At 59.4% G+C, this 12,697-nt stretch carries 9 protein-coding genes; 1 reads left to right on the top strand and 8 read right to left on the bottom strand.

Annotated features, from left to right (window positions below; all coding sequences use genetic code 11):
- Positions 1–76: 76 nt before the first annotated feature.
- The 3 genes from DFO46_RS19580 to DFO46_RS19570 all read right to left on the bottom strand — a co-directional run bounded on the left by DFO46_RS19580 (position 77) and on the right by DFO46_RS19570 (position 4,792).
- The gene (locus DFO46_RS19580) at positions 77–532 is read right to left on the bottom strand and encodes a hypothetical protein (RefSeq protein WP_120278695.1); all 456 of its coding nucleotides are present in this window, start codon (positions 530–532) and stop codon (positions 77–79) included.
- On the bottom strand, positions 529–1,719 hold the full coding sequence (locus DFO46_RS19575) for an EAL domain-containing protein (protein ID WP_183041965.1): 1,191 nt from the start codon (positions 1,717–1,719) through the stop codon (positions 529–531). The genes DFO46_RS19580 and DFO46_RS19575 overlap by 4 nt, the downstream gene beginning before the upstream one ends.
- A 346-nt stretch (positions 1,720–2,065) precedes the next feature.
- Positions 2,066–4,792, bottom strand: coding sequence for an autotransporter domain-containing protein (locus tag DFO46_RS19570; RefSeq protein WP_245422673.1), 2,727 nt, complete (start codon positions 4,790–4,792; stop codon positions 2,066–2,068).
- A 796-nt stretch (positions 4,793–5,588) separates the two neighbouring features.
- Here DFO46_RS19570 and DFO46_RS19565 point away from each other — a divergent pair.
- The gene (locus DFO46_RS19565; protein WP_110792627.1) at positions 5,589–6,206 is read left to right on the top strand and encodes a recombinase family protein; all 618 of its coding nucleotides are present in this window, start codon (positions 5,589–5,591) and stop codon (positions 6,204–6,206) included.
- A gap of 217 nt (positions 6,207–6,423) precedes the next feature.
- Here the strand turns inward: DFO46_RS19565 and DFO46_RS19560 are convergent, their stop codons facing one another.
- From DFO46_RS19560 to DFO46_RS19540, 5 genes are all read right to left on the bottom strand, one after another.
- Positions 6,424–7,107 carry a recombinase family protein gene (locus DFO46_RS19560; RefSeq protein ID WP_348627758.1) on the bottom strand — a complete coding sequence of 228 codons (684 nt, stop codon included), beginning with the start codon at positions 7,105–7,107 and terminating at the stop codon, positions 6,424–6,426.
- Positions 7,108–7,549: 442 nt separating this feature from the next.
- Complete coding sequence (locus DFO46_RS19555; protein WP_348627757.1) at positions 7,550–8,407, bottom strand: alanine racemase; 858 nt, start codon at positions 8,405–8,407, stop codon at positions 7,550–7,552.
- Between the two features lie 305 nt (positions 8,408–8,712).
- Positions 8,713–10,002: a D-arabinono-1,4-lactone oxidase gene (locus tag DFO46_RS19550; protein ID WP_120278688.1), complete on the bottom strand. Its 1,290-nt coding sequence runs from the start codon at positions 10,000–10,002 to the stop codon at positions 8,713–8,715.
- 64 nt (positions 10,003–10,066) lie between these two features.
- The gene (locus DFO46_RS19545; RefSeq protein ID WP_120278686.1) at positions 10,067–11,482 is read right to left on the bottom strand and encodes a coniferyl aldehyde dehydrogenase; all 1,416 of its coding nucleotides are present in this window, start codon (positions 11,480–11,482) and stop codon (positions 10,067–10,069) included.
- 4 nt (positions 11,483–11,486) lie between these two features.
- A complete protein-coding gene (locus DFO46_RS19540) occupies positions 11,487–12,632 on the bottom strand; it encodes an MFS transporter (protein WP_120278684.1) in 1,146 nt (381 codons plus the stop codon).
- Positions 12,633–12,697 lie beyond the last annotated feature (65 nt).

The raw sequence follows: 12,697 nt of genomic DNA, 5'->3' as shown, positions 1-12,697 counted from the left end.
AGGTCGCTGCGCATTGCACGCAGGAAGAGTTTTGGGGTGGCCGTGCGAACAGACGGCGAGAAGGAAAGCTTGCCCATCATGGCTGGCGGTCTCCGATTAGGATGCTCACCAGATGGCCGTATGCTCGCCAGCGTCGGCGAATTGCGTCGCCGTGCCGCCATGCCACGGCGTAGATGCAGGCGGCATCTGTGGGGGAAAAGCCTTCGGCTTCCTGGTCAGGAACCTCGTTCGTGACGGCGTCGTAGCCATTCAGAAGTCCCGCCTCGTAGACGGAAATGACGACCTGCATTTGCCTGTCGGAAAGCTGGTATTCGTGGCTGGATGCCAGATCGCGTGCCGCCTGCGCGCAATCGGTCAGATGCCGGAACGGGTGCTCGAAGGGTGCAGAAAACGGGTCCAGACCTTGGAACGCGGCGAGAAGGCTGGTGCGCTCGACCTTGCCCGCACCCTGCGCCAGATCGGCGAGAGAACCAGCAATCCTGACCGAAGCGCCGGCATCCAGCAGCACCCATGAACTCGTGCGAAGATTCAACGCAGGGTCTCCTCTGCTGCCAGAGGCTGCCGGATGACGTGACGTCGGCGCGGACGATCGGTATTCGGCAGGCGAACCGGCGGCGTGGCAGCCGGTGAACGGTCCTGCGGGATTTCCGGCCTGCCGAAATGATAGCCTTGCAGCCACTGCGCGCCGGCAAGCTGGGCAACGGCAAGGCAATGAGCATCTTCAACGCCCTCGACGACGACCAGGCTGGACATGCAGGACGACATGGTGATGAGGCTCGAGAGCATCTCGCTTCCGAAGATGGTCTCCGATGTCTCACCCACGAAAATCGCATCCAGCTTTATGATGTCCGGACGCACGACGCGGGCAAACGCAATCGAGCTGTAGCCAGACCCGAAATCATCAAGCGCGATGCGGCAACCGGCATCCTTGAACGCAAAGAGCAGATCGGTGGCTGTGCCGATGTCTGCAGGAAGGGCTGTCTCCGTCACCTCAATGACAAGACGCCTTGCCACATCTGGCTTTGCCCGCAGGCCTCGCAGGCAGGAATTCCAGCAGCCGTCGGCACTCAACGACATGGCCGACACGTTGCAGCCAAGCAGAAGGTCCGGATTGATTTCCAGCTCTCCTAGGGTGTCCATGATCACCCAGCGATCGAAAGCACCGGTCAAGCCGAGCCGTTCGATCGCTGGCAGGAACGCACCGGGCGCAATGCCGCCACCGGCGGCGTCGGCAAGGCGGATCAGACGCTCCCGATAGAGAAGTTTCTCCGGCGAATCCGTCGCGACGATCGGCTGTTCAGCAAACCGGACTTTGCCAGACTGAAGGGCAGCGTAAGCGACAACCGCCGCGTCCATGTCCGCTCGGTATTGCGCAATGTTCAGATTGCGGTTGATGTAGCGGACGGTGGCGGCCCCTTCATTCTGAGACAGCCCCAGCGCCACCACCAGCTTGACTTTGCCGACGGTCAACGGCGTGAGCGCGGCCGATTGCACGACCTCCTCAAGTTCCTCAAGACGCGCCTCATCGAAGCGAGGCCCGACGAAGCGGAGCGAAAGCCCGTAGGGCTCCTCCTCCCTTTCCCAGTCGGAGACCGGCAAGGCCGCATCGAAACGTCGCCAGATTTCGCTCAACACACGCCCGGCAACACCGTCGGAATAGGCCGCTGCGATGCAGGCCAGATTCTCGATCACGATCATGAACTGTAGGTGGCTCTTCATAGGTAAGCTCCGCCGTGAATGCGTTGAATGGGACATCGTTCGATCATTGCTGCGACAACACCTGCTGCGAGGCCGGCGCTCATTGCGGTTGCAGTTCGACTGGCCTTGCAGACGCCCGCAGAGTGCCCGGCGATGTTCGGTTTCCAGCAGCCGGCTTCAGGTACAATTCGAAGGAGCGGCACAGTGTGTAGAGTTGGGCCGGGACGACGGTCCCAGCCCATAGGCCCTCGCTCATGGCGGCGAACGCGGGCCTCTCCTCCTCCAGGCCGGACACCACAAGAGCTTGGGGGTGTGTGGTACGGCTGAAGAAGCTCAGGGGCACGAAGTCGGACTGAAACCCACGTGGTCAGTAACTGACGTCAAACCGCACCTTCACACCACTCTCGTTGACCTCCTTCCCGAACTGCCCGGAATAGGCGAGGCTCAGGCGTGCGTTGGACCCGAGATCCGCTGTCAAACCGGCCTCGACGAAACCGACGTCACGGCCAAGAGACGCGGACGAAACGGCGAAGCTGTTGCCGATGTCGAAACCCTGGATCGAGCTTATGCTGGTGTCGCTGAAGTTGTGACGCCATCCCATGGAACCGGTGGCAGCCAATGGCACGCCAGCGACCTCGAAATGACCGCTCGTCCGAAGGCCGAGGGTGGAATAGGTGGCGTCAGTATCCACACCTGCCCCACGAAGTGCGGCGATCCCGCCGTCTTCCACGAAGGCATCGGTGTCGGCGTTGACATAGGCGAGACCGGCAAAGGGCTCGAATGCGACCGGACCGGAATCGAGCCGGTATCCGAGTTCCGCAAAGGCTTGCGCCGTACGACCATTGTAATCAGCCGTAAGCTGGTCCTGGAATTCGTCGAACCGCACGCCGCGCTGGGAACCCAATTGGTGCCAGCTCTGCGCGACGCCCATGCTGAAGTTCAGCCTGTCCCACGTGCCGGCGCCGTAGAGGCCAACGCTGTAGCTGTCGATGGACACCGCCCCCCGACCCTCTGCAAGGCTGAGAGACGTGTTGCCATACCCGCCCACAAAACCCAGACGGAACGCATCGGTGAAGTCGCCCTCGGCTCCAAAGAAGACTCCACCCGAATTGCGATCGAAACCGGCCCCGTTGCCATCGCTGTCGACCTTGGCCCAGCTGCCATATCCCTGGCTCCAGAAAGCCGGTCCTTCACCGTCGGTCTCTGATGCCACCTGTCGACCGATCGCTTCGCGCAGAAAACGGCTATCCTCGAGGAGAACGGCACCTGCCGAAGCATGAACCTCGCCCGACAGTTGATCAAAAGCCAGCCGTGCTTCTTCAGCAGACTGCACGATGCCCACAGCCCCGCGGATCTCGGCAGCCGAGTCCAGGGCTTCCAGAGTTTCGGCGACCGCAAACTGGTTGAACGTCAGGGCGGCACTGTCAAAGCTCGATGTTTGCGTGGATATCAGCGACACAGAACGAGGCTGATAGTCGGCCAGCAAGTCGTAGAATTGCGATACGCGCGTATCTCCCTGAACCTTAAAGGTACCAGCGACACCCTCATCTGCCGTCAGGATCTCGTAGCGTGCATCAAGCCTGTAGCGATCGCTGCCATCCTTCACCACGTCGAGAATGGCACCGGATTCCAGGGTGGCTTCCCCACCGATGACAATGAGGTCATTGCTCGCGCGGTTGGGAACGGGTCCGGCGCGATTGCTCCTGCCAACCGTCGGGATGGTCGAGCTACCAGGCACCAGTTCGGCACGGTAGATCGAGCCGTCCGCCTGCCTGTAGTCACCGGTAACGGTCAACGTGCCAGCGCTATTGCCCGGTGCGACAACCGACTTTGCGCGCGCATCGACCGAGCCAACGGTACCGCCACCCTTGAGGGTCGCGCCGTCCATCACGACGGCTGCCGCGCCGCTCGCGCCCTTCATGTCAAGGACACCGCCCGTGACATTCAAAGTTCCGGTAAAGTCGGAGGAATCTCCGGTCAGGATCGTGGTTCCGGCCTGCGCCGTCAGGATGCCAGCCCCTGAAAGGGCAGCAGCGAATTCGTAGTCCGAAGACGTATGGTTGAAGGCGAGTTCACCATGACCGTCCCCGAAGACAATCTTGTCAGCAATCACCGTCCCGGCAGCTTCGGCATCCAACAGCCCGCCGATGACCAGCACACCACTGGATCCATCCAGCCAGCCAATGCGGACTTCGTTATCGGCTTCAAGAACAGCACCATCGGATACCGCAATGATGCCCATACCAGCATATCCGGCATAGACGTTCCCCATGGCATTCAGGCTGGTATTTTCCCGTGCGGAAAGCTGGCTGCCTTCGCCGGCGACCTGTATGAGCCCGAAAGATCTGGGATCCATGCCGGCACCGACTGAGGCCGAGGTCACACTGGCACCATTGGAGATCGCCAGAACCCCATTGCCGTTCATAGGATCGACATCCCGAAAGCCATTTTGACCGCCCACATAGATCCGCTCCCTCGTCTCAACGACGGTGTCCGGACCCGTTACGGTCATAGTCGTCAGGTTCGATCCGTCGGGACCAATGTAAATTCCACTGGCGTAGAGATAAGCACCGTCCGACACCGTCACCGAGCCTCCGGATGGGCTCAACCAGGCCGCCTGCGCGGTATCCTCCGGGTTGCCGATCTCGACATGGGTCTGGTCGCCCGTAATGGTGATCGCAGCACCTGCACCGGTGTAAATGCCCGTATTGCGGATATATGCTGTCGCACCATCTGAGATTGTCAGGGAGCCGTGCGATCCTTCTGTACGGGCAATGTCAACGCCACCGGTGCTGGTCCAGACCGTGCCTGCGCCCGTCACTTCCAGCGTCCCATCGCCACCCGCGCCCTGCTCCCAACTCGCCGTGGACAGCGCAAGACGTCGCGTGGTCAACGAAGCACCGTCAGAGACGGTGATGTTGCCGCTACCGCCGTTTGAGCCGACCGTCAGCTCAGAGCTGTTGGACCACGTCGAACCGGCGCCACTCAGCTCGACACTGGCCTCGCCCTTGTCCGGCGTGCCGATTGTCGCATTCACGCTCGTCAGATCTGCGGATTCATTGATCACGAGGGTCGCGGGACTGGAACTGCCCACAGTCAACGTGCTGACATCCAAAGCCTCGTCCGAGAGCGTCCTCGTGTCCTGCTCAACCCAAAGGTCGGACGGACCCTGGCCACCCCCACAGGGCTGCAAGCAATCGGCCGCAGCGCGAGTCGCACCCAGGCCGAAGTTTGACCCCAATGCCAGCGAGAACAGGCATACGCCTGCGGCCAAGCGAAGCCGGCGCCCTGACAGGCCAGAGAAAGCCGTCGAACGCTCGCCCTTCAACGATGAAAGCAAAGCGCGATTTTGATGATGTGAAACCACGTTCAGTCCCCCTAAAAATTCCACGAAATCGATTTGAAAAGAAGCTCGCCGCTCCGCCTCACCCAGTCGGCGAGCGCTCCCGAACACGCAGATCTTCACGAAAACCCGGCGCGCGCCGGGAGCTAATCAAGCTCGACCGCGCCCAATCGGCGGTCGGAACGATGCATTTCGATGAGATGGATCGATTATTCTTCCGAAGCCAAATCGGAGAATATCTTGAATATAGACTCAATAAAAACGAGCAAAAATCCGCATTTACTCTAGAAAAATCGCCTTTACGCACCAATATATTCGTGCATAAATTCGAATATAATGAATATGAACGGTGCATTAAAGGGTCCCTTCACGTAACAAGACTGCGAAGGACGGCAGATTCGAATCTACACTGAAAATTTTGGATTTTTTTGATTTAAAATGCGGAAAAAAATCCCGGACGAAAAGGACCCCTTATTGTCAACGCAGATGATACGTCGGCCCAAACTTGGTCCAACCTGGAGAAATCCGGATTAGATGGGAATTGATTATGAATATTGGCTACGCTCGCGTTTCGACCGAAGACCAGAAGCTGGACCTACAGATTCAGGCACTCAAACAGAGAGGCTGCACAAAGATTTATTCGGATCACGGTATTTCGGGGCAGGATTTCCACCGTCCTGGCCTGGATGCACTTACAAAAGTACTGAAGCCGGGCGACACCTTGATGGTGTGGCGCCTCGACAGGCTGGGGCGCTCCTTGATGCACCTCGTGAGATTGGTTGATGAGCTTGGGAGGCGTGGCATCCATTTTCTCTCTCTCTGCGAAAACATCGACACGAGTTCTCCAGGGGGAAGGCTGATTTTCCACATGATGGCCGCGCTCGCAGAGTTTGAGCGCTCACTGATCAGCGAGAGAACACGTGCCGGTATGGCTGCAGCTCGCAATTTGGGTAGACATGTCGGACGCAAGCCTATCCTCAGCGATGAAGAACTGCTGTGTGCCGCGCACGCCCTCGAATCTGGCGAAGCGACGATCTTCGATTTGGCCAAAGCGCATGGGCTTGCGCCACACTCTCTACGTCGCATGATCCGAAATCGCGTGGAGAAACGGCGCGATGCAATCCAGACCTTGACCATCTCGGTAGGTGGCAAGCAGCAGGCATAGAACGATATCGTGAATTTGTGGAACCAAGATTGGAAAGGCAGATAGCACGGCGTAGGCGCGGTGCGCGTCGGGGCTGAGAGTGGTCCTCCAGACCCTGTAGGCTTGGCTTCCGAGAATATCCCGTACCGGGAGGTCCTCTGAAGCCAAGGCTTAGCGGCGATTAGCCAATTGGCGGCACAGCCGCCGAGTGATCATACCGGAACGTGTCAGTCTGCACTCAGCGGTTGTCGCGCGTCAACATCGCAGCGCTGTCAAAACCAACAGGCTTGGCCCCCTCCGGCATCGCTACCGCGCTGCCGCCGCAGAGGCCGTCGATCGGCATCAGCGAGAGCACGGCAATCACCGACATCGAATGCTTGAGATACCTTCTAAGGGTGCGCTCCGTAACGCCGAATTTATTGGTCAGCGTCGACAGTTCAGCGCCCGCCTTGTGCGCGTTTTTCAATTGGCAAACATCAAGAGCCGACAAGGCGGACCGCCTTCCGAGCCGCGCACCTCGGACACGGGCGGCCGCCATACCAGCTCTCGTGCGCTCGCTGATGAGATTCCTCTCGAACTCGGCCAGAGCACCCATGATGTGAAAGATCAAACGTCCACTTGACGAACTGGTATCAATATTCTCCATCAGCGAGTGAAACTGTATGCCCCGGGCTCCCAGTTCGTCGATCAGCTTGATGAGGTGAGGCAGAGAACGCCCTAGGCGATCCAACCTCCAAACCACCAATTTCCCCCCCGCTGTGGCGGCCGCCATTGCCTGAGTGAGGCCAGGGCGCTCCGTCGTCTTGCCAGACATCCCCTGATCCGAGAAAACCTGCTGGCAGCCAGCAGCCTTGAGAGCGTCCAATTGCAGATCCAGACTCTGCTCTTCCGTTGAGACACGGGCATATCCTATGTTCACCATGCGTCACCCCGCCGAACTACGCCGCCTACATTACGTCGCACGCAGAAGCGCCCCATGTACTGCAGGGGCCATAGGAAAGGCGGTAGTTATGTAATATTATCAATTTATTAATTAAAAATGCGATAATTTATATCAAATGCATCTAATAATTAATAAAAATTGCGCGCTGCAGAATATAAATTTTATTCTTTTATAATATAATTTAGTATTGACTTTCATAAATCATACTTTTTAACAAAACAAGAATCCCAAATCCAGGAACAGGCCTGGAACGCTTCCCTTGTAATCCATTTGCGTCACCGCTTTTTCTAAACGCGCCGCATCTTGCGGGAAAACGGAGCTAGAGAAAAGATGCACGATACTTGATCGTGCGACCCGATTCAGGTGCATTGGCAACTGGCCCTTCCCCAGGTCTCGAACTAGAATTGACCGCAACCGGCCACTATCCGGCCGGCAAGACGGGCCATCGTTCCTCAATCCGCCCGCCTGACATCACGTACAAGCCGTCGAAATGTTGCAGGACCGCTTCACTTTGTGTCGGGCGGAAAATGGCGAAGTCGTCAGGCCTTGCATCGGTGTCGTGCGGCAACGCCATCATCTGCTGGTTCGAAGAATGCCCCCACAAACGGTTCTCTTGCAGTCCCCGAGGATGGACAGGCTCGGCCATCCATTTCCCGCCATAAAGGAAGCAACCTTTTTTGGGGAGACTGCCGAACGCCTGCGTCAGGTAGGTCAGGAAAGCCGGACCGGGAAGGCGCATGTCGCCGACCTTCAGGATCGGCGTTGCGATGAAAGCCGCAGGCTGGAGAGAACACAGCGTCTCAATTTCGAAATCCGTGGGCTTGAGGAAAGCCGAGCCCATCGACACCTCGGTGATGGTGCCTGCGTTCCCATAGGTCAAAGCCGTTTTGCTGCCACCGGTATTGACGATGTTGCGCGCCTTTGGCGGCAGGGCGGCAACGACGTCGTTGAGCCTTGCTTCGACCCGAACCTGTTCATACGCCCCACCGAAAAGACGCGGCAATTGCGGTATATGCGCCTCATAGGCCATCACGCCTTCCAGCCTGAGGCCGGATGCCTCTCCTGCCCGCGCCACGGCCGCCAGCAGCGTCTGCGGGGTTTGGAAACCGCCGCGATGCATGCCGACATCCACCTCGAAGGCAATTCGGATGGTTTTGCCGGAACTGTGCGCGAGCGCCGCATATTGCTCGAGGCGAGCCATGTCATCGATGAGGAAGACACACCGGCGCAGAACATCATCGACCATCTCAGGTGGGGAATGATTGAGGCTCGACGTCAATGTGGCGATCGGTACGGGCTTGCCGAAAAGGACTTCCGCTTCGGGAAAGGCTGACAGCATCGCAAGCGTCATCGGGAGATGAAAGCTCATGATGCGCATGGTGTCGCACCGGGAAAGAATATGCTGCATCAGCGGAATCGAGGATAGAGACTTGTCGACGATCCGCAGCCCAAGGCCGGGTGCCAATCGCTTTCGAACCAACTCGATATTTCCGTCGAGCCGGTCGCGGTCGATGACAAGAACCGGTCGATGCAGTTCCGCCTGGACAAGGGCGGTGGAAAGCCTCTGGTAATACGCCGCTCCCGTCATGGCGCGATACCGAGCAACCGGGCCATGTAAGGAGAGATGAAGCGATTGTCGGGATCAAGGTCCCGCCTCACCTCCATCGCATCACGAAAACGGGGATAGGACGCGGCCAGATCCGAGGCGGTGAGATTGTGCATCTTGCCCCAATGCGGCCTTCCGCCCCGGCGTCGAAAGATCGCTTCCGCGGCGCGGAAGAAGGCTGTGGGATCTTCAGCCGCATCATGATGGACGGCGATCGAACACGTGTCCCGCCTGTAGAAGGGACTGAGCCAGAACTTGTCTGCCTGCACACTCCGCACTTCCACGGGAAAATAGACCTGCGGGAAGTGCTTCTCGATCAACGTGATGATTTCCGTGAGCGCTCCCGAACCCTCCTCGAAGGGGAGGTGGTATTCCATTTCGTTGAACTTCATCTGCCGGTCTGAGACGTAGATCTTCATCCACTCGCCCACGGCCTCTTCGTCGGAGAGTTTGGCCATCGCGTTGCCGATCAGCAGGCGCCGAAGGCTCGGAAGCCATTTCAGATATGTCCGCAGCATCTTCAGCGTCGCGAGGCCGGCCTCGTCTTCCGAGGTCATGTGGAAATCGCCGCTCTCCTCGGTCATGTCGAGTGTCTGAATGAGCGCATGCCGCGCAAAGGGAACGAAAAAGACCTCAGCCGAGCGGTGTGCGGCCATGAGCGTTTCGAAGTTGTCGAGAACCTGGCCGAGCGGCTGCATGCTTCGCTTGCGCCGCAGATTGTAACGGGGAACGTTCTGGAAGGTGACGGCGGTGAGCGCACCGAACACACCGAGCGTGACACCCGTTGCCTCGATCATCTCCTGATCGCGGTCCACCAGAAACTCCCGCTCCGCTCCGCGTCCCTCGAGAAAGCGCATCATCCGCAATTGGGTGTGGTAGGCGCCAAGCCCAAGGCCGGAACCATGGGTCGCGGTTGCGAGCGCGCCGGCGACGGTCTGCTTGTCGATATCGCCCATGTTCGGCAAAGCCTGGCCAAGGCCGGCAAGCAGCTCGGTCAGCTGTCCCAGCTTGGTGCCGGCGCCCACAGTCGCTGTCGTCTGAACGTCATCATGACCGATGAGCCCCGAAAACGCCGCGAGATCGACGACGGTGCCGGACGTCGCGACGAGCGGCGTGAAGGAATGCCCGGAACCGACAAGCCTCAGGGGGCCGGGCGCCTGCTGGATCGTCTCGCGCAATTGTTCTTCGTCGGCTGGTCGCGCAATTGCCTGAACCTCCGCCCCCACGCTACCGGACCAGTTGCGCCAGGATACCCCCTCACCCGCCATGTCGGCCCCCTTTTTGTCCTCTTGCCTGCAGCGAGCCCTTCTCCACGGGGCAGCGCCACCTGATTCAGCCGCGTCCCATGACCTTGGCCAGAAATTCTGTCAGGCGGCCATATGGCGGCATGGCCAGGCGTGCAGGATTGAAGATCCTGACCTTTGTGGTGCCGCGGGCATGCGAAAAGCGCTTGAAACCGTCAAGCCCGTGGTAGGCCCCGATCCCGCTCGGCCCCACTCCACCAAACGGCAAATCGTTCTGTGCCACGTGCAGCAGAGTGCCGTTGATCGTGACATTGCCGGAAATGGTCCCAGCCAGCACCTTGCGTTCGATCTCGGAGTTGCCGGTAAACAGGTAGAGCGCAAGCGGTCGCGGGCGGGCACGGATGAAGGCGATCGCATCGTCGAGCGTATCATACGGTATGATCGGCAGGATCGGCCCAAAGATTTCGTCCTCCATCAGGCGGCAGTCGACCGGCGGATCGATCACCAGCGTCGGCGCGATGCTGAATCCCGTCTGTGGCAATGCGATATCCGCAGAAACGACCCGGACGCCGCGGTCGTGGCATTCCTGGAGCCCGCCTAAAAGTCGCTCGTGCCCCCGTTCGCCCACGATACCGGTATACTGCGTGGCCGAAGTCTGGCGGGGGTAACACCGCTTGATTTCAGTCACCAGCGCTTCAACGAGCCGATCCATCCGGCTTCTTTCGACGAGGACGTAGTCGGGTGCGATACAGGTTTGCCCTGCATTCATCAGCTTGCCGAAGACGATGTCGCGTGCGGCGGAGGCATGGTCATATTCGGGCGCGATGATGGTCGGCGACTTGCCGCCGAGTTCCAGCGTCACTGGCGTCAGATTGGCGGCCGCAGCTGCCATGACCTTCTTGCCGACGGCGGTCGAGCCGGTAAAGATCAGGTGGTCGAACGGCAACGCAGAGAAGGCCGCCGCCACGTCGACGCCGCCTTCGATCACGGTCACCTCATTGGGTGCGAAATATTCGGCGATCAAACGCGTGAGCAAGGCTGAGGTTTGCGGCACAAGCTCGGACGGCTTGATGATCGCCCGGTTTCCGGCAGCGAGAATATCGATCAGAGGCCCAAGCGCCAGAAACACCGGATAGTTCCAGGGCACCATGATGCCGATGACACCGAGTGGCTGGTACTGAACCCAATTCGACAGCTGCAGGAATTCGAGGGACCGGCCGCGTCGCTCCGGTTTCATCCAATGTTTCAGATGGGAGCGCGTGTGGCGGAGAGCGCTCATCAGCGGCACGATCTCCAACATGGTTGTCTCATGCAGAGAGCGATGGCCGAAATCACGTGAGACTGCTGCGCAGATCTCTTGTTCCCGCTCCTTCAGCAGGCGGGCAATCCGGTCCAGCCTGTCACGGCGCTGGCTAAGCGTCGGAAAGGGATCAGACTCGAATGCGGCTCGCTGTCGGACGAGAGCGTGGGATAGAAGGCTCTCCGCAGAATTGTCTTCGCTCAAGGCCTTACTCCGTCATACCTGATTTTGCCGCAACCGGAAGGCCACGGTGGAGATGACCGAATACCATGACGGCGCATATGGCGGCCAGTGCCAGCGGCAGGAGGCAGGACCAGGCAAAGGCAGCCGGGCCGGCTGAAACGAAGACCGGGCCGGCAACTGCGGTACCCAACGTCGCCCCGACAATTGCGATCACCAGAATACGCGACATCAACGACCCATCCGGGTCATTTTCCGTCAGAACACCCGTGACGAAAGGCGTCACGATGAAGAAGCCGACATTGACTAGGATCTGCGTGCTGATGAACACCACCGGCGTGAAAATGTTGAAGAGATAATAGACGGAGACCGCCATGACGAGGAAGCCAAGCATCACGAACGGAAGCCGCTTGGACTTGTCTTGGGTCATGGAAGGCACGATGGCACCGACGAAACCCGCAAGCGACGAGACGGCCAGATAGAAACCGACCTCCGCATTGCTCAAGCCGACGCGCTCACCAACATAGCCGCAGATCGCCCACTGTCCCGCCTGAACGGCATAGACCATGAAGACGATGACCATGGTGAGAAGCATTTTCGAGCGGTCGAGCTTCGAATGAGCGGTCGCTCTCTCCATCGCCATCGGACGCTTGGCGATGAGTAGAAAGAGCGGTGCCATCAAGGCGGCAAAGAGCGTGAGCGTCAGGAACACGGGCGCTTCCGCCTCCTGATGGGGCATCAGCGAGACGACAAAGAGAAGGATGCCCATGGCGGTGCCACCGATCAGCGCAAGTGCGCCCCAAAGTCTTTCGGCATTGGCGAGCGAGGCAAGATTCATTGCAACAATGCTGAAGATCGCTCCCTCGCCGAGACCGGTGACGAAACGTGCACCGGCGAGCAAGGCCGGGGTCTGCTGCCAGAAGCTTGCAGCTTCCCCCAGGATGACCGCCAGCAAACCCACGATGGCAACAGGGCGCCAGGAGCGAACCGCGAGCTTGGGCAGAAAGATGCCGTAGATGGCGACGCCCGCGAGTTCTGCACTGGCAACGACCGTCGCCAGCCCTTCATCATAGCCGGCGAGTTTGCTCATCGCCAGGACGACGACCGGCATCACCATGGTGCCGTTCAGCGCCACGGCATAGGCCGCACTCAATCCGAGAATCCACAAGATCATTGCAGTCGCCCCCCAGGGTTTCCGCGCGGCGCTGCCCATTCCGGTCCTTCTGTCGCCGTCGCGAT

The sequence above is a fragment of the Rhizobium sp. AG855 genome (assembly GCF_003610655.1).
Lineage (GTDB): Bacteria > Pseudomonadota > Alphaproteobacteria > Rhizobiales > Rhizobiaceae > Allorhizobium > Allorhizobium wuzhouense.
Note: the sequence above shows the minus strand (reverse complement) of the source record. Positions and strands in the feature narration are given on the sequence as shown.